Here is a 16,921-nt window from a genome sequence, read left to right on the forward strand (position 1 = left end):
GTGTCCCGCAGCACCGGGATCCGTTCGTCGCTCACCGCACCATTCTCCGGCAGCGCACCGCGGGCGCCTCAGGCGGCCAGGACCCGCTCCACATCGGCCGCGTGCGCGGCGGCCTGCTCGCGGCCCGCCAGGGCGGCCGGTGCCCGGCGGGCCGGGTCGAGCACGTTGCGGCCGAAGGCCCTGCGGGCCTCCCGGGACGGGTGGATCACCACCACCTCCGCGCCGGCCTCCCGCAGGGCGGCCGCCTGGGTCCGGGGCGAGGGCACCAGGTGCGAACCCAGTGCCACCGGGGCGATGACGATCACCCGCCGGTACCCGGCCGCGAGGTCGGCGTTGGCGGAGGAGCGGATCCCGCCGTCGATGTAGCGCCGGCCGCCGATGGTCACCGGCGGCCAGACCAGCGGCACCGCGCAGCTCGCCGAGACCGCGTCGACCAGCCCGGCGCCGCTGTCGCGGTCGAAGGCGCGCAGCTCCCCGGTGAGCGCGTCCACGGCGCTGACCAGGAGTCGCCGGTCCGGCCACTCGTGGGTGAGCAGCCGCTCCGCGAGCACCGCCCGGCGGGACTCCTCGGGCTCGGTTTCGGCGCCGAGCGCGAGGGTGCCCACCCGCTGCCGGTACGCCTGCGGTGTACGGGACCGCAGCATGGCCAGCGCGAACTGGGCGAAGACCGAACCGCCGAGCCGGGCCACCGGCTCGCCGGAGGGGTCCCCGAGCTGGCGCTCGTACAGCTCCCGCGGGCCCACCAGCCCGGACACGACCTGGGCGCCGACGAGCGATCCGGCGGAGGTCCCCACGACCAGGTCCACCCGGTCCGCGCCGAAGAGGTCGAGGCCCGCTTCGGCCAGGCCGTGCAGCATGCCGCACTCCCAGCCGACTCCGGTCAGCCCGCCGCCGCCGAGCACCAGCGCCGTCCCGGTGCCGCCCGGTCCGGCCCCCGTTCCCGATCCCGTGCCCGTTCCCGTCTCCGTCCCCGTCATCGGTGCCGCCTTCCAGGAATGCCGTGACCGTGGTGGCGGCAGTCTCGCAGTGCCCTCCCGCCATCACCAGGCCGGGGCCGGGCGACGACCGCACGCAGGCCGGCTTCCGGCCACCGCCCGCCCACCGAAGCCCACCCGCTCCCGCCCCCGGGCGTTCGGCCGCCTGAGGCGCAGATTACGGCGGCCGGCCGTTCCCGTCGGTTAACCTCCCGGGATGTCCCTCCTCCTCGCGCCGTGGACCCGGCTGTCACTGCTGGTCGTCCTGCTGGTCTCGGCAGGCGTCTGCGTGGTGCTGTACGAGCCCCAGCGACTGCTCTCGGAGGGCTGGCCGCCGGGACTCCCGGTGGGCGGTGCGGTGCTGCTGTTCGCAGTGGCGTACGGCCTGTGCACGGCGGCGTTCGTGCCCCGCCCGCTGCTGAACCTGGGCGCGGGGGCGGTGTTCGGGGCGCAGTTCGGTCTGGCCGCGGCGGTGGCCGGCACGGTGCTCGGGGCCGGGATCGCCTTCGGCCTGGGCCGGGGGATGGGACAGGACGCGCTGCGCCCGCTGCTGCGCGGCCGCTGGCTGAAGGCGGCCGACGGCCAGCTGAGCCGGCACGGGTTCCGCTCGGTGCTCGCGGTGCGGATCTTCCCGGGGGTGCCGTTCGCGGCCGCCAACTACATCGCGGCGGTGTCCCGCTGCGGCTGGCTGCCCTTCCTGGCGGCGACCGCGATCGGGACCGTCCCCAACACCGCGGCGTACGTGATCGCGGGCGGCAGCGCCGCCTCGCCCACCTCCCCGGCCTTCCTCGTCTCCTTCGGCTTCATCGGCGTCTCCGGTCTGCTCGCCGGGGCCGTGGCCTGGCGGAAGAGGCACCGGCTGACGGCCGCTCCGGCCGTCCCCGCGGCCGGAATCCCCCCGCAGCCCACCCCTGTGGTCACCGGCGCAACCCACGGGCCCTAGCATCGTCCCCATCTGCCCGACGATCACAAGGACGAGCGCACCCCGTCATGAGCTGGTTCGAATCCCTAATCCTCGGTCTCGTCCAGGGGCTTACGGAGTTCCTCCCGATCTCTTCCAGCGCGCACCTGCGGCTGACCGCGGCTTTCGCCGGCTGGGAGGACCCGGGTGCGGCCTTCACCGCCATCACCCAGATCGGCACCGAGACCGCGGTGCTGATCTACTTCCGCAAGGACATCATGCGGATCATCTCCGCCTGGTGCCGGTCGCTGACCGACAAGGCGATGCGTTCCGACCACGACGCCCAGATGGGCTGGCTGGTGATCGTGGGCTCGATCCCGATCGGTGTGCTCGGTGTGACGCTGAAGGACCAGATCGAGGGCCCGTTCCGGGACCTGCGGCTGACCGCGACCACGCTGATCGTGATGGGCATCGTGCTGGGCGTGGCCGACCGGATGGCGGCCCGTGACGAGGCCGGCGGCCGGCACCGGGCCCTCCGGGAGCGCAAGACGCTGCGGGACCTGAACATCAAGGACGGCCTGATCTTCGGCATCTGCCAGGCGATGGCGCTGATCCCGGGCGTCTCCCGGTCGGGCGCGACCGTTTCCGGCGGTCTGCTGATGGGCTACACCCGTGAGGCGGCGGCCCGTTACTCCTTCCTGCTGGCCATTCCGGCCGTGGTCGCCTCCGGCGGCTACGAGTTGAAGGACGCGCTCCAGGAGGGCCACGTGGCCTGGGGGCCGACCATCTTCGCGACGGTCCTCGCCTTCGTCGTCGGGTACGCGGTCATCGCATGGTTCATGAAGTTCATTTCGACGAAGAGCTTCATGCCCTTCGTGATCTACCGGATCCTGCTCGGCATCGCACTGTTCGTGCTGGTCGGCACGGACGTGCTGAGCCCGCACGCGGGCGAGTCGGGCCAGTAGCCGGACGCGGAAGGCGGCGCGCGGAGACGGGCGCGACGACGCGGACACCGATGTGGGGGGCCGCCCGGGAACGTTCCCGGGCGGCCCCCGCGTCGTTGTCCCTGTGAGAAAAGGAAAGGCAACGCGCTGGGGGTGTCCCATGGGCCGTGTGGTGCTGGAGCGATTTCCTGCGGGAAGTCCGAGGGGAAGCTGGCCCGCCGAGGAGTACGCGGCGGAGCGGATGCGTGAGGGGGTGCCGGCCGAGGTGGTGATGGACCTGGCCACCGACGCCTTCCTGGTCGTGGTGCGGCAGCGGGATCCGCGCTCGGGCCCCTGAGGGGCCGGCTTCCGGGTGATGTCCGCACGACCCTTGGCCTCGGGCCCCCGCTCCCCCACACTGTCCCGATGACGCAGCGTGTGGACCTGGCGACCGTGATGGACCGGCTCGCCGTGGACGACGTGATCACGGGGTACGCGGTCGCCGTGGACGACGGGGACTGGGCGGCCTACCGGGCGCTCTTCGCGCCGTACGGGCGGGCGGACTACCGCTCCGCGGGCGGCATCGAGGGCCCGGCCGGGGAGGTGGCGGAGTGGCTGGCCGGGACCATGACGCTCTTCCCGGTCCGCCAGCACCTGATCGTCAACCGCAGGGTGCTGCTGGAGCGGGTGGACGGCGCCCCCGGTGACCGGTCGGAGGTCCGGGCCGACTTCGTGAACCCGATGCGGCTGGAGGCCCCCGCCGCCGGGGCGGAGCCGGCGCCCGGCTCCACCGCGCCCAACTTCGTCGCGGCGGGCCGCTACACCTTCGTACTGGCCCGTACGGCGGACGGCTGGCGGATCGGCCGGGTCACCGTGCACGAGAAGTGGCGGCACCTGCCGCAATGAGCGGCACCTGCCCGCACGGGCCCTGCGCGCTTGGGCAGCACCTGCCCCCACGAGCAGCACCCGTCGGGGTGAGCGGCACCTGCCGGGATGAGATCGGCCCCGGCCGGGGCCAGACTGGAGGGGGAGGCGCCTCATGCTGACCGGCGGGTCCCGGTGGTGGCGGGCGGCGGCCGCGGTGGCGGCCGGCGCGCTGCCCGTGTTCGCGTTCCCCGCGCCCGCCCGGTGGTGGTGGGCGTACGCCGCCCTGGTGCCGTGGATGCTGCTGCTGCGCACCGCGCCGAGCCCGCGGCGCGCGGCCCTGGAGGGCTGGCTGGGCGGGGCCGGCTTCATCGTGGCCGTGCACCACTGGCTGCTGCCCAGCCTGCACGTGTTCCTGCTGCCGGTGGCCGCGCTGGTCGGCCTGCTGTGGATCCCGTGGGCCCTGCTGGTCCGGGCGCTGCTCGGCGGCACCCCGTCCCCGGGCCGGGCGGCGGCCGCGCTGGTCCTCGTACCGGCGGGCTGGCTGTTGTCGGAGCTGGTCCGGTCGTGGCAGGGGCTGGGCGGGCCGTGGGGGCTGCTGGGGGCCAGCCAGTGGCAGGTGCCGGCGGCGCTGCGGCTGGCCTCGGTGGGCGGGGTCTGGCTGGTGAGCCTGCTGGTGGTCGCCGTGAACTGCGCGCTCGTGCTGCTCGCCGTGGCGCCGGCCGCCCGCGCCGTGGCCGTCGCCTCGGTGACCGCCCTGGCGGTGCTGGCGGGGGCGGTGTGGCTGTGGGCGCCCCGGCCGCAGGCCTCGGGGGTGCTGCGCGTGGCGGTCGTCCAGCCGGGGGTGGTGGGCGGTACGGACAGCGTGGAGCAGCGGTTCGACGTCGAGGAGCGGCTGACCCGGGAGCTAGCCGGGCACCGGCCCGACCTGGTGGTGTGGGGCGAGAGCAGTGTCGGCGCCGACCTGGCGGCCCGGCCGGACCTGACCCGGCGGCTGACCGCCCTGTCGGACGTGGTGGGCGCTCCGCTCCTGGTGAACGTGGACGCGCGCCGGTCCGACCGGCCGGGCATCTACAAGTCCTCGGTGCTGATCGGCCCGGCGGGCCCGACCGGGGAACGGTACGACAAGATGCGGCTGGTGCCGTTCGGCGAGTACGTCCCGTTCCGTTCGCTGCTGGGCTGGGTGACCTCGGTGGGCAAGGCGGCCGGGGAGGACCGGCGGCGGGGCACCACCCCGGTGCTGATGGCGCTGCCGGGCCGGCCCGGGGTCCGGATCGGGCCGCTGGTCTGCTTCGAGTCGGCGTTCCCCGACATGAGCCGGCACCTGACCCGCGAGGGGGCGGCGCTGCTGGTCGCCCAGTCGGCGACGTCCACCTTCCAGCACAGCTGGGCGCCCGCCCAGCACGCCTCCCTCGCCGCGCTGCGGGCCGCCGAGAACGGCCGCCCGGTGGTGCACGCCACGCTCACCGGGATCAGCTCGGTGTACGGCCCGTCCGGGCAGCCCGTCGGGCAGCGGCTGGGCACCTCGGCGTCGGCGGCCGTGGTCTACGACGTCCCGCTCGCGCAGGGCCGCACCCTGTACGTCCGTTCCGGTGACTGGGCTGTGCGGGCCGCCCTGGCCGCCCTCGCCGGGTACGCCGCGTTCCTCGTGGTTCGCCGGGTCAGGCGGCCTGCTCCAGTGCCGCCAGGACCACCCGTTCACACAGTTCGTGGGTGAGCAGGGCGTCCCGGGCGCTGAGCACCTTCCCGGCCGCGACGACTTCCAGGAAGGCGTCCACGGCCTGTTCGATGCCGCGCTGGCGGGCCACCGGGACCCAGTCGCCGCGCCGCCGGACGGTCGGCTGGCCCTTGTGGTCGACGATCTCGGCGAGGTTGAGCACCTGCCGCTTGGTGTCCTGGCCGGAGACCTCCAGGACCTCCTCGGCGGAGCCGGACAGCCGGTTCATGATGCCCAGGGCGGTGAAGCCCTCGCCGGACATCTGCAGCACCACGTGGTGCATCAGGCCGTCCCGGATCCGGGCCCGTACGTCGATGTGGTCGGCTTCGCCCGGCAGCAGGAAGCGCAGGGTGTCCACGACGTGGATGAAGTCGTCGAGCACCAGGGTGCGCGGGTCCTCGGGCAGCCCGACGCGGTTCTTCTGCATCACGATCAGGTCGCGCGGGTGGTCGGCGCACTGGACGTAGCCGGGGGCGAACCGCCGGTTGAACCCGACGGCGAGGGACACCCCGCGCCGTTCGGCGAGTTCCACCAGCCGCTGCGCTTCGGCGTACTCGTAGGCCAGGGGCTTGTCGACGTAGGTGGGTACGCCGGCCAGGAGCAGCCGCTCGGTGATCTCCGGGTGGGCGGCGGTGGCGGCGTGGACGAAGGCCGCGTCCAGGCCCTGGTCGAGCAGGGAGTCGAGGCCGGTGTGGCGGCGGGCGGCCGGGACGGCGTACCGGTCGCCGACGAGCTCCAGCGTGGCGGGGGTGCGGGTGTGCAGGTGCAGTTCGGTGCCGGGGCGGGCCGTGAGGACCGGCAGGTACGCCTTCCGGGCGATGTCGCCCAGTCCGATGCATGCGACCTTCACCGGGGGTCCTCCTGATGTCGTCTGCCGTGGCCGGAACGGTCCGCCGTGGTCCGGCGCGGTCCGCGTGGTCCGGCGCGCTGCGGCGTGGCCCGTGGCGGCCGGCCACCGCGGCCGGCCCGTCCCGGCAGCTTAATCCCTGGTGCGTGAGGCGGCGTTGTCCCAGGATGTGGGCATGACTTTCGATATTGACCAGCGTCCCGACCCGTCCACCACCGCCGGCGAGCGGGAGATGCTGGAGGGCTGGCTCGACCACCACCGGGTCACCCTCGCGATGAAGTGCCGGGGCCTGGACGAGGAGCAGCTCCGCCGCGCCCCGCTGACGCCCTCCGAACTGACCCTGCTGGGCCTCGTACGCCATATGGCCGAGGTGGAGCGGTGGTGGTTCCGGGAGATCACCCTGGGCCTGGACCTGCCCGAGCTGTACTCCACGGAGGAGGACGTGGACGGCGACTTCCACTTCGGCCCGCAGGACACCTTCGCCGAGGCGGAGAAGCAGTGGCGCACGGAGATCGAGCTGGCCCGCGAGGCGGTGGCCGGGCGCTCGCTGGACGAGCTGTCGGTGGGCGAGCACCCGCGCCGGAAGCTGCGGTACAACCTGCGCTGGGTGTACACGCACATGATCGAGGAGTACGCGCGGCACAACGGGCACGCGGACCTGCTCCGGGAGCAGATCGACGGGGCAACCGGCGCGTAGCCGTCACTCGTGCGGGGTCAAAACCGCCCGCGGATTTTCGCAACCGGGTCCGCACAGAGCAGAGTTGCGCGAGTGCATCCAACCCGAACCACGACAACCCTGGTCCTCGGAGTCGCCGCTGCCGTCTCGGCCGTCTCCGGCTGTGTGAGCGTGACCCCGGAGGCGGGCGCCCCGCTGCAGCCCGCCGCCGCTCCCGCCGCGGGCGTGCCGCCGCGGCACGAGACGCGCGGCGGGACGGGGAGCGCGCCGGTGGTGGTGCAGGCTCCCGCGCTGGAGGCGCTGAAGGCAGCTCCGGAGGGGTCCGGAGGCGGCTCGGACGCCGCCGCTCCGGCTCCGGCCGCCGGAGAGGGCGGCGGGGGCCGGGAAACCGCCCCGGAGGGCCCCGCCGAGCCCGTTCCGCCGGTCCCGGACATCCCGGAGCCGCGGACCTCCGCGGACGGGACGGGGGCCGGGAGGAACGGCGGACGGGACGGCAAGGGCCGGCACGGGGAGGGCCGGGAGCAGGGCCGGGACGGGAAGAACGGGCCGCGGGCCCGGGAGGTGGAACGGGAGGTCATGAAGCACCTTCCGATGCGGCCGGCCGATGTGTGCGCGCTGGGCCGCAAGCACGGTCACCTCCAGCCGGACAGTCCCGAGGCCCGCATCTGCGACGGCGTCCAGACCGGCTGACCGGGGTTCCCGGCCGGCCTCCTGGCCGCCCCCTGCCCCTGTGACCCGCCACCCGACCGGCCGACTGTCCGGCCGGCCGGCTGCGTCCGGGTTACGAGTGCTGGCCGGGCACGGAGCCCGGCCCCGGCAGGTCCCCCGGCTCCCCCGCCAGCCGTTCGGCCAGCCGGGCGATGGCCGCCCGGACCCCGTTGCCGTACCCGTCGTCCGCGAGCGCGCCCGTGGCCGCGCGGGCCCGCCCCAGGTGGACCCGTGCGGCCTCCGGCCGTCCGAGCTTGACGTAGTCGGCGGCGAGGTTGAGGTGCAGGGAGGGGTAGAACGCACGGACCGCCAGGTGCGGCTCGTGCCGGGCGAGCCGGTCGTCGCCCAGCGCCTCGGCGGCGGACAGGGCCCGCAGGTCCCAGGCGAGCTCGTCATCGGGGTCGTCCTGCGCGTCGGCCATGTAGTGGGCCAGCGTGCAGCGGTGCAGGGGGTCGCCCTCCTCGCCGATCTCCGACCAGATCCCGCCGAGCCGGTTGCGGGCCTCCTCCCGGTCCCCGGCGTGCAGCAGGATGATCGCCTGGCCGATCCGGGTCATGACGGCGTCCTCCGACGCCTCCTGCTGCTCGGTCAACGCGGCCTCCGGCGGTTGGTCCAGCCAGACCCGTATGGTCTGATCATCAAGACGCTAGCCGGAGGCACCGACATTGCCGCGCAAGGCGCGGTGGGCCGTCAGCCGAGGTCCGGGATCCGCCAGTCGATCGGCTCATGACCCTGCGCGGCCACGCCCTCGTTGATCTGGGTGAAGGGCCGGGAGCCGAAGAACTTCTTCGCGGACAGCGGGGACGGGTGCGCGCCCTTGACCACCACGTGGCGGGTCTCGTCGATCAGCGGGAGCTTCTTCTGCGCGTACGCGCCCCACAGCACGAAGACCGCCGGGTCGGGGCGGCCGGCCACCGCGCGGATCACCGCGTCGGTGAACTTCTCCCAGCCCTTGCCCTTGTGCGAGTTGGGCTCGGCCTCGCGGACCGTGAGCACCGCGTTGAGCAGCAGCACGCCCTGCTCGGCCCACGGCATCAGATAGCCGTTGTCCGGGATGGGCGTGCCCAGCTCGGCGTGCATCTCCTTGTAGATGTTGCGCAGCGAGGGCGGGGTCTTCACTCCCGGACGGACCGAGAAGGACAGTCCGTGGCCCTGGCCGGCGCCGTGGTACGGGTCCTGGCCGAGCACCAGGACCTTGACCCGGTCGAAGGGCGTGGCCTCCAGCGCGGCGAAGACGTGCTCGCTCGGCGGGTAGACCGGCCCCTGGGCGCGCTCCTTCTCGACGAACTCCTGGAGTTCCCGGAAGTAGGGCTTCTCCAGTTCCTCGCCGAGCACGGGCAGCCAGGACTCGGGCAGCATCTGGGTCACGTCGACAACCTCCGACAATCGTTCTGCAACTGATCACAGAACTTACCGGCGACCACTGACACCGCCCGCACCCGCTGCCCGTTCCACGACGGGCCGGCGGCCGCTACCAGCTCTGCTTGCGGTAGAGCTCCCACATCTGCATGGCGGTCTGCGGGTCCAGCGCGCGCTCGGCACCGCCGACGTCCTCGCCGGCGGCGACGTACAGCTTGCCCTGCCACAGCGGCAGCAGCCGGACGTCGTCTGCGAAGATCTTCTGGGCTTCCTCGAACTGCCGGGAGACGGCGGAGCGGTCGCTGGAGCGGCGCGACTTCGGAATCAGGTCGTGCAGGATGGTCTGCTGCTCGTAGGGGGTGCCGACCGCGTTGTCCTTGCCGACGAACGGCGCGATGAAGTTGTCCGGGTCCGGGAAGTCGGGGAACCATCCTCGGCCGAAGACCGGGTACTGACCCGACTTGTAGCCCTGCTGGAACTCCTTCCAGGGCTTGCCCTGGACGGTGACCTTGAACAGGCCGCTGTCCTCCAGCTGCCGCTGGATCTCCTTGAACTCCTCGGCCGTGGAGGAGCCGTAGCGGTCGGTGGTGTACCAGAAGCTGAGTTCGACCGGGGTCTGGACGTTGGCGTCCTTGAGGTACTTCCGGGCCTTGGGGACGTCGGGGTGCGCGTACTTGTCGAAGAACGGCGTCCGGTGGCTGACCACGCCCTTGGGGACCATGGAGTAGAGCGGCTCCGCGGTGCCCTGGTAGACCTTCGAGACGAGCGCGCCGCGGTCGATGACCTGGGCGACGGCCTGGCGTACGGGGAGCTGCCGGGCGGCCGGGTCCTTGGGGTTGAAGACCAGGTACCGGATCTCGGAGCCGACGTTGGCGACCACCTGGATGCCGAACTCGCTGCCGCCGTCGGTCTGGAGCTCCTTGACCTCCGCGGCGGTCAGGCCGCGGTAGGTGGCGTCGATGTCCTTGTCCTTGAGGGAGGCCACCATCTTGCCGGAGTCGTCGAAGTACCGGATGGTCACGCCGGCGTTCTTGATCTGGGCGAAGCCCTGGTAGTCGCCGTAGCGGGAGAGCTCGGCCCGCTCCTTCTCGACGTAGGCGTCGAGCACGTAGGGGCCCGAGCCGGTGACCTTGCTGCCCTCGCGGACCTTGTCGGCCGGGTAGTCCTTCGGCGCGACCAGCGAGGCGGCCGGGGAGCCGAGGACGAAGGGGAAGGTCGCGTCGGAGGTGTTCAGCTGGAAGACGACGGTCTGCGGGTCCGGGGTCTCGACCCGGTCGAGGCTGCCGAAGAGGTCCTTCGGGCCGACCGGGGAGTTGATCTTCTTGATACGGTCGAAGGAGTACTTGACCGCCTTGGAGTCCAGCGGCTCGCCGTTGGAGAACTTCAGGCCCTTGCGGAGCGTGCACCGGTAGGCCTGGTTGGCGGAGTCGGTGAACTCGCAGGACTGCGCGGCGTCCGGCTGCGGCTTGGTGCTGCCGGTCGGGAAGGCCAGCAGGGTCTGGTAGACGTTCCGGTAGAGCTCCCAGGAACCGTCCCAGGCGGCCGCCGGATCGAGGGTGCTGGGCGCGCTCATCGTGCCGACGACGAGGCGCTGGTCGCCCTCGCCTTCGTCACCCGAGATGAGCCCGCAACCCGCGAGCAGGGATATGGACGCAAGGGCCGCAGTGATCTGCAGGCATCTGGTCCGGTTGAACACGTGCACGCTCCTCGATCGGCCTGGGTGCGGCAGACCATACCCCAGGACCCCACGAATCCGATGGGCCAGGTTTCGTGGGGCACTTGACCGGTTCCGTACACATTGGCGACAACATCTACCACTCTAAAAAGAGTGAATGTGTCCGGTTATCGCTCAGTGAACTCCGGCATTGAGGAACATTCCTCCATCCACGACGAGTGTCTGACCCGTTACCCAATCCGCCTGCGCGGAGGTCAGGAAGGCCGCCGCCCCGCCGATGTCCGACGGGACTCCGAGCCGGCCGAGCGGGTAGGCGGCGGCCGCCTCCGCCTCCCGGCCCTCGTAGAGCGCCTGCGCGAACCTGGTCTTGACCACGGCCGGCGCGATCGCGTTCACCCGCACCCCCGGCGCCATCTCGTGGGCGAGCTGCAGGGTGAGGTTGACCATGGCGGCCTTGCTCATCCCGTACGCGCCGATGAAGGGCGAGGCGGAGACGCCGGCGATGGAGGCGATGTTCACGATCGCCCCGCCGTGGTCCTTCTGCCAGGCGTGCCAGGTGCGCTGGGCGAAGCCGAGCGCGGAGATCACGTTGGTCTCGAAGACCTTGCGCGCGACCCCGAGGTCGAGGTCCGCGATGGGACCGAAGACCGGATTGGTGCCGGCGTTGTTGATCAGGAAGTCGACCCGGCCGAATGCCTCCATGACCCGCTCCACGGCGGCGGCCTGGTGGGCCTCGTCGTGCGCCTTTCCGGCCACGCCGATGACCCGGTCGGCCCCGAGCCGCTCGACGGCCTCCTTCAGGGTGTCCTCGTTGCGGCCGGTGATGCACACCCGGTCGCCGCGGGCGACGAGCGCCTCGGCGATGCCGTAGCCGATGCCGCGGCTCGCCCCGGTGATCAGTGCGACCTGCCCGCTGTCCGTGCCGTTGTACGCCATGACCTGCGCCCCTCTCGTGCTAGTTGAGCGGGCCGCCGGCCACGTACAGGACCTGGCCGGAGACGAAGCCGGCCGCTTCGCCGGTGAAGAAGGCGATGGCGTTGGCGACGTCGTCGGGGCGGCCGACCCGCTGGACCGGGATCTGGGTGGCGGCGGCGGCCTGGAAGTCCTCGAAGCCCATGCCGACGCGGGCGGCGGTGGCCGCGGTCATGTCGGTGGCGATGAAGCCGGGGGCGACGGCGTTCGCGGTGACGCCGAACTTGCCGAGCTCGATGGCGAGGGTCTTGGTGAAGCCCTGCAGGCCCGCCTTGGCGGTGGAGTAGTTGGCCTGGCCCCGGTTACCCAGCGCGGAGGAGCTGGACAGGTTGACGATCCGGCCGAACTGCGCGTCGACCATGTGCTTCTGACAGGCCCTGGACATCAGGAACGCACCGCGCAGGTGCACGTTCATGACGGTGTCCCAGTCGCTCTCGCCCATCTTGAAGAGCAGGTTGTCGCGGAGCACTCCGGCGTTGTTGACCAGGATCACGGGGGCGCCCAGGGTGTTCGCCACCCGCTCGACGGCCGCCTCCACCTGTCCGGCGTCGGACACGTCGCAGCCGACCGCGAGGGCCGTGCCGCCGGCCGCCGTGATCGACTCCACGGTGTCCTTGCAGGCGGTCTCGTCGAGGTCGAGAACGGCGACGGCCCGGCCCTCGGCGGCCAGCCGGATCGCGGTGGCGGCGCCGATTCCCCTGGCCGCGCCGGTCACGATGGCGACGCGCTGCTCGGTGGTGGACATGCTGGGTTCTCCTCGCCCTTGGGATGCTCGGGATGCGGCTGCCCGTACAGATGCGCTGAGCAACCGCTTAGTAGCTTCAGCTGGGGAGGACGCTAGGAGGCCGGGCACCGGGTGTCAACGGCGCCGCGGCTTCCGGCGGGTTCAGCGCACCAGGAGGTCGAGCAGGCGTTCCACTTCCGCGGCCGGGTCGGCGGTCAGCCCGGTGTGCACCGGGCCGGGCTGCACCACCGTGCTGCGGGGCGCGATCAGCCAGCGGAAGCGCCGTCCGGGGTCGTCCCCGGCGGCCTGGCCGGCCTGCTCGCCGCCGGCGCAGACGCCCTCCACGGCGCGCAGCGCGGCCCGTACGCCGGTCACGTCGGCGGCGGGGTCCAGGGCGAGGAGCTTGGCCTCGTCCAGATGGGTGCGGGCGGCCACGAAACCGTGCGCCCGGCAGTAGACGATCACTCCGGCGTTGAAGCACTCACCGCGCTCCATCCGGGGCACCACGCGCACCAGGGCGTACTCGAACACGTCCCGCTTGATCACCGGCTGTCGCTCTTCTTCTGGGTCTTGACGTTCTTGTGGGGCCATTCGGCGAGGTGGTCGGTGAGCCAGCCCGGGGGCCGGGACGGCGCCTTGGCCTCGGACTCCATGGAGATGCGCTCGTGGATCGTGGCCGCGCGCGGCAGCAGGGCGTCCACGTAGGCGGCGCGCAGTTCGTCCGGGGAGGCGAAGCCGGGCTCGTCGGCCAGCCACTCGTCGGGGACGTCGGCGGCGACCTCGTGCAGCAGCTCGCGCGTGACGAGCGGGGCCAGTTCGGCCGCCGCCGCGGCGATGTCCGGCCCGGCCGGCGCCAGTACGTGGTCGGAGGCGTTGTACGGCCTGGCCGCCGCGGCCTGCGCGGTGGGCCAGTTGTGGTGCCAGATCATGGTGGCGCCGTGGTCGATCAGCCACAGGTCCCCGTGCCAGACCAGCATGTTGGGGTTCCGCCAGGACCGGTCCACGTTGTTGACCAGCGCGTCGAACCAGACCACCCGGCCGGCTTCGACGGGGTCCACCCGGTAGGCCAGCGGGTCGAAGCCGATGGAGCCGGGCAGGTAGTCCATGCCGAGGTTCAGCCCGCCGCTGGCCTTGAGCAGCTCCTGCACCTCCTGGTCGGGTTCGCCGAGCCCGATGACGGGGTCCAGCTGGATCCCGACCAGTTCCGGGACCCGCAGCCCCAGCCGCTGGGCCAGGCGGCCGCAGATGACCTCGGCGACCAGGGTCTTGCGGCCCTGGCCGGCCCCGGTGAATTTCATGACGTAGGTCCCGAGGTCGTCGGCCTCGACGATCCCCGGGAGCGAGCCGCCCTCACGCAGGGGCGTGACGTAACGGGTCGCGATCACTTCGGACAGCATCGCTCCAGGTTACAAGGGGTCTACACCCACGCCTTGAGGATTTCTTCCGTGGTGGTGATCGTGGCGACGAGCGACAGGGAGTTGCGGAGCACCTCGGCGGTGTACGAGGCCGGCACTCCGGCGATCGCGTCCCCCGGGACCACGACCCGGTAGCCGAGGTTGACGGCGTCGAACACGGTGTTGGGCACGGCCACGTTGGCGGAGACCCCGGTGACGACCAGGGTCCGGCAGCCGAGGTTGCGCAGCAGCGGGTCGAGGTCGGTGCCGGCCATCGGCGAGAGGCCGTGCAGGCGCCGGACGATCAGGTCCTCTTCGGCGGTCTCGATCGGCGGGGCGACCCGGACGGCGTGCGTGCCGGACAGCTGCCGCACCGGGAGCCTCGCCGCCGCACGGAACAGCCGGGCGTTGGAGTTGGCGCCCCGGCCGTCCGGCCGGCGCTCGGCCACCGCGTGGAGGACCTGCACCTCCGCCCGGTGGGCGGCCGCGACCAGGGCGGCGACCCGGGCCAGCATCCCCGAGGTCCGGGCCTCCTCGGCCAGCTGGGGCAGGGCGCTGTCGTCGCCGACCACGCCGTTCTGGCACTCGATGGTGAGCAGGGCGGTGGTCGCGGGATCGAGCTCGAGCATGACTCCCCCTGGTGTGGCGGCGGAAGAGCCCCGATGATTCCTGACACACAGTCAGATGTGAAGGGGTGCAGGACCATGGACGACTCTCAGCGGCGCGGCCGGCGCATCATGATGACCCCGGCGGAGGTGGACGCGTTCCTGGCGGAACAGCGCACCTGCCGGGTGGCCACCGTCTCCCCGGACGGCGGCCCGCACGTCGGCGCGCTGTGGTTCGCCTGGGACGGCACCTCGCTCTGGCTGTACTCGATCACCCGCAGCCGCCGCTGGGCCGATCTGCGCAAGGACCCGCGGATCTCGGTGGTGGTCGACGCGGGCGAGTCCTACGACGAACTGCACGGGGTGGAGCTGTCGGGCAGTGCGGTGCCGGTGGGCGAGGCCCCGCGCACCGGCGAGCCCTGCCCCGAACTGGAGGAGGTCGAACGTCTCTTTCCGGCCAAGAATTTCGGGATCGCCGAGATGCCGCACGACGGCCGCCACGCATGGCTCCGGCTGACCCCGGACCGGATCGTCTCCTGGGACTTCCGCAAGATCTGAACGAAAGGCTCCCGGGCGGGGACGGCTATGCCGCGGCGCCGTCACCGCTCTCGATGGCCGACGCGGTGGCCTGCAGCGCGGCCACGGCCGCCCGGATCGACGGCCGGCGGTCGGCGTCCGCCCGCCAGACGACGTAGACGTGCCGCCGGACGGTGTCGCACACCGGCAGCAGCCGGACCCCGTGCGGCACCGGCCCGCGGCCCAGCCTGGGGGTCACGCACACGCCGAGTCCGGCCTCCACGAAGGCGAGCTGGGTGTGGTGCTCCTCGGCGATGTGGGTGATGCGCGGCTCGATCCCGGTGCCGCGGAGGGTGAAGACGAGCCACTCGTGGCAGAACTGGCCCTCGTTCCAGGAGATCCACTCGTCGGCGGCGAACTCGCGGAGGGAGACGACCTCGGTGCGCCCGGCCAGCGGATGACCGGCCGGCACGGCCACGTCCGCCGCGTCGTCCAGCAGGTGCGCGCGCACCAGCTCGGCCGGGACCGGCATCCGCTTGTTGTGCCAGTCGATGGCCAGCGCGAGGTCGAGGTCCCCGCGCACCACCGCCGCCATGCTCTCCTCGGGCTCCATCTCGCGGACCCGGACGCGCAGCTCCGGATGCCCGGCGCGCAGCGAGGTGAGCGTGGCCGGAAGCAGACCCCTCATTGCGGTGGGGAAGGCCCCGATCCGCAGCTCTCCCACCGCGCAGCCGCGCTGGGCCTCGACGTCGGCCTGGGCCAGCTCGACCTGGGAGATGATCCGTGCCGCGTGGTCGGCGAGCAGCCGCCCCGCGTCGGTGAGCCGGACGCCCCGGCCGTGCTTGGACAGCAGCGGCTGGCCGACCTCGCGCTCCAGCTTGGCCATCTGCTGGGAGACCGCGGAGGTGGTGACGTGCAGTCCTTCGGCGGCACCGCTGACCGAGCCGTGCCGGGCGAGGGCGTCGAGGGTACGGAGGCGCTCCAGGTTCAACATGTAAGCGATGCTACGCCTTCATTCCAAAGAAATCTCGCTTGTCCTACGATGTTGAGCGTCGCACTCTGAATGGCATGAGCGCACCCACCACCTCCCCGGCCGTCCCCGCCCCATCCGCCTCCGTCGCCGCCCCCGCCGCCGCCGGCGCCACCGCCACCGCCACGCGCCGCGCCGCTCTGGACTGGCGCGTCCGGTTCGCTCTGCTCTCCGTCGTCTGGGGCTTCAGCTTCCTGCTGATCAAGGTGGGCACCCAGGCGTACGCACCGTTCCAGGTCGCCCTCGGCCGGGTGCTCTTCGGCGCCCTCGCCCTGCTCGCCGTCCTGCTGGTGCGCCGGGAGCCGCTGCCGCGCGGCCTGCGCACCTGGGGCCACCTCACGGTCGCCGCCCTGCTGCTGAACACCGCCCCGTTCTCCCTGTTCGCGTACGCGGAGCTGAGCATCCCCTCCAGCCTGGCCGGGATCTGCAACGCGACGTCCCCGCTCTGGGGCATGGTCCTCTCCATGGTCGCGCTCTCCGAGGACCGTCCGACCCGCCGCCGCGTCGCCGGACTCGGCCTCGGCTTCCTCGGCGTACTGATCGTGCTCGGCGCCTGGCAGGGCTTCGCCGGCGTGGACGCCAAGGGGACCGCGCTCGCGCTGCTGGCCTCGCTCTGCTACCCGATCGGCTGGATCTACGTCCGCCGCACGCTGGCCGGCACCCCCGGCTCCCCGGTGGCCCTGACCGGCGCCCAGCTGATGGTCTCCACCCTCCAGCTGACCGCGGTCAGCGCCCTGTTCACCTCCGCCCCGGCCGGGTTCCCGCTGTGGCCCACCCTCTCGGTGATCGCGCTGGGCGCCCTGGGCACGGGCATGGCCCTGCAGATGCAGTACGGCCTGGTCGCCGAGGTCGGCCCGACCACCGCGCAGATGGTCACGTACTTCATCCCGGTGATCGCCACCACCGCGGGCGTCCTGGTCCTGGGCGAGCAGCTGCACTGGAACACCCCGGTCGGCGCCGCCATCGTCCTCGCCGGCGCCGCACTCACCCAGTCCCGACCGCGCACCCAGTCCCGACCGCGCACCTGACCGGCCGA

The 16,921-nt window shown here is 72.7% G+C and carries 20 protein-coding genes; 9 read left to right on the forward strand and 11 right to left on the reverse strand.

The window, feature by feature from the left end; translation table 11 throughout:
- Positions 1–68: 68 nt before the first annotated feature.
- Positions 69–977 (reverse strand): patatin-like phospholipase family protein, encoded by a 909-nt coding sequence (locus AB0O36_RS19545; protein WP_365111700.1) that lies wholly within the window; start codon positions 975–977, stop codon positions 69–71.
- A gap of 214 nt (positions 978–1,191) precedes the next feature.
- On the opposite strand from AB0O36_RS19545, the gene AB0O36_RS19550 reads away from it, so the two are divergent.
- From AB0O36_RS19550 to lnt, 5 genes are all read left to right on the forward strand, one after another.
- The gene (locus AB0O36_RS19550; RefSeq protein ID WP_365111703.1) at positions 1,192–1,917 is read left to right on the forward strand and encodes a VTT domain-containing protein; all 726 of its coding nucleotides are present in this window, start codon (positions 1,192–1,194) and stop codon (positions 1,915–1,917) included.
- Between the two features lie 47 nt (positions 1,918–1,964).
- Complete coding sequence (locus AB0O36_RS19555; RefSeq protein ID WP_365111706.1) at positions 1,965–2,840, forward strand: undecaprenyl-diphosphate phosphatase; 876 nt, start codon at positions 1,965–1,967, stop codon at positions 2,838–2,840.
- A 139-nt stretch (positions 2,841–2,979) separates the two neighbouring features.
- Entirely contained in the window at positions 2,980–3,156 is a 177-nt protein-coding gene (locus tag AB0O36_RS19560; RefSeq protein WP_365111709.1) for a hypothetical protein, read from the forward strand.
- A gap of 68 nt (positions 3,157–3,224) precedes the next feature.
- Positions 3,225–3,704, forward strand: coding sequence for a nuclear transport factor 2 family protein (locus tag AB0O36_RS19565; protein WP_365111712.1), 480 nt, complete (start codon positions 3,225–3,227; stop codon positions 3,702–3,704).
- A 133-nt stretch (positions 3,705–3,837) separates the two neighbouring features.
- A complete protein-coding gene (gene lnt, locus AB0O36_RS19570; protein WP_365111715.1) occupies positions 3,838–5,379 on the forward strand; it encodes an apolipoprotein N-acyltransferase in 1,542 nt (513 codons plus the stop codon).
- On the opposite strand, the gene AB0O36_RS19575 is transcribed toward lnt, so the two are convergent.
- Entirely contained in the window at positions 5,324–6,229 is a 906-nt protein-coding gene (locus AB0O36_RS19575; protein WP_365111717.1) for a Gfo/Idh/MocA family oxidoreductase, read from the reverse strand. The two genes, lnt and AB0O36_RS19575, sit on opposite strands and share 56 nt — an antisense overlap.
- Positions 6,230–6,401: 172 nt before the next feature.
- Here AB0O36_RS19575 and AB0O36_RS19580 point away from each other — a divergent pair, with 172 nt between their 5' ends.
- Entirely contained in the window at positions 6,402–6,923 is a 522-nt protein-coding gene (locus tag AB0O36_RS19580) for a DinB family protein (RefSeq protein ID WP_365111720.1), read from the forward strand.
- Positions 6,924–6,995: 72 nt separating this feature from the next.
- The gene (locus tag AB0O36_RS19585) at positions 6,996–7,592 is read left to right on the forward strand and encodes a hypothetical protein (RefSeq protein ID WP_365111723.1); all 597 of its coding nucleotides are present in this window, start codon (positions 6,996–6,998) and stop codon (positions 7,590–7,592) included.
- Between the two features lie 91 nt (positions 7,593–7,683).
- Here the strand turns inward: AB0O36_RS19585 and AB0O36_RS19590 are convergent, their stop codons facing one another.
- The 8 genes from AB0O36_RS19590 to AB0O36_RS19625 form a co-directional block, all read right to left on the reverse strand.
- The gene (locus tag AB0O36_RS19590; RefSeq protein ID WP_365111726.1) at positions 7,684–8,202 is read right to left on the reverse strand and encodes a hypothetical protein; all 519 of its coding nucleotides are present in this window, start codon (positions 8,200–8,202) and stop codon (positions 7,684–7,686) included.
- Between the two features lie 98 nt (positions 8,203–8,300).
- Positions 8,301–8,969 carry a uracil-DNA glycosylase gene (locus tag AB0O36_RS19595; protein ID WP_365111830.1) on the reverse strand — a complete coding sequence of 223 codons (669 nt, stop codon included), beginning with the start codon at positions 8,967–8,969 and terminating at the stop codon, positions 8,301–8,303.
- Positions 8,970–9,081: 112 nt separating this feature from the next.
- Positions 9,082–10,665, reverse strand: a complete 1,584-nt coding sequence (locus AB0O36_RS19600) for an ABC transporter substrate-binding protein (RefSeq protein WP_365111729.1) — start codon at positions 10,663–10,665, stop codon at positions 9,082–9,084.
- Positions 10,666–10,818: 153 nt separating this feature from the next.
- Positions 10,819–11,580: an SDR family oxidoreductase gene (locus AB0O36_RS19605; RefSeq protein WP_365111732.1), complete on the reverse strand. Its 762-nt coding sequence runs from the start codon at positions 11,578–11,580 to the stop codon at positions 10,819–10,821.
- 19 nt (positions 11,581–11,599) lie between these two features.
- Positions 11,600–12,361, reverse strand: a complete 762-nt coding sequence (gene fabG, locus AB0O36_RS19610) for a 3-oxoacyl-ACP reductase FabG (protein ID WP_365111735.1) — start codon at positions 12,359–12,361, stop codon at positions 11,600–11,602.
- Between the two features lie 141 nt (positions 12,362–12,502).
- The gene (locus AB0O36_RS19615; protein WP_365111738.1) at positions 12,503–12,886 is read right to left on the reverse strand and encodes a DUF3037 domain-containing protein; all 384 of its coding nucleotides are present in this window, start codon (positions 12,884–12,886) and stop codon (positions 12,503–12,505) included.
- Positions 12,883–13,737 (reverse strand): HipA family kinase, encoded by an 855-nt coding sequence (locus AB0O36_RS19620; protein WP_365111741.1) that lies wholly within the window; start codon positions 13,735–13,737, stop codon positions 12,883–12,885. The genes AB0O36_RS19615 and AB0O36_RS19620 overlap by 4 nt, the downstream gene beginning before the upstream one ends.
- Before the next feature lie 20 nt (positions 13,738–13,757).
- Positions 13,758–14,363: a cysteine hydrolase gene (locus AB0O36_RS19625; RefSeq protein WP_365111744.1), complete on the reverse strand. Its 606-nt coding sequence runs from the start codon at positions 14,361–14,363 to the stop codon at positions 13,758–13,760.
- Positions 14,364–14,438: 75 nt separating this feature from the next.
- Here AB0O36_RS19625 and AB0O36_RS19630 point away from each other — a divergent pair, with 75 nt between their 5' ends.
- On the forward strand, positions 14,439–14,897 hold the full coding sequence (locus AB0O36_RS19630; protein ID WP_365111747.1) for a pyridoxamine 5'-phosphate oxidase family protein: 459 nt from the start codon (positions 14,439–14,441) through the stop codon (positions 14,895–14,897).
- A gap of 25 nt (positions 14,898–14,922) precedes the next feature.
- Here AB0O36_RS19630 and AB0O36_RS19635 read toward each other — a convergent pair whose 3' ends face one another.
- A complete protein-coding gene (locus AB0O36_RS19635; protein WP_365111750.1) occupies positions 14,923–15,849 on the reverse strand; it encodes a LysR family transcriptional regulator in 927 nt (308 codons plus the stop codon).
- A 74-nt stretch (positions 15,850–15,923) separates the two neighbouring features.
- Here AB0O36_RS19635 and AB0O36_RS19640 point away from each other — a divergent pair, with 74 nt between their 5' ends.
- Positions 15,924–16,913 (forward strand): DMT family transporter, encoded by a 990-nt coding sequence (locus AB0O36_RS19640; protein ID WP_365111753.1) that lies wholly within the window; start codon positions 15,924–15,926, stop codon positions 16,911–16,913.
- Positions 16,914–16,921: the final 8 nt, after the last annotated feature.

The sequence above is a fragment of the Streptomyces sp. NPDC089799 genome (assembly GCF_040684755.1).
Taxonomy (GTDB): Bacteria; Actinomycetota; Actinomycetes; order Streptomycetales; family Streptomycetaceae; genus Streptomyces.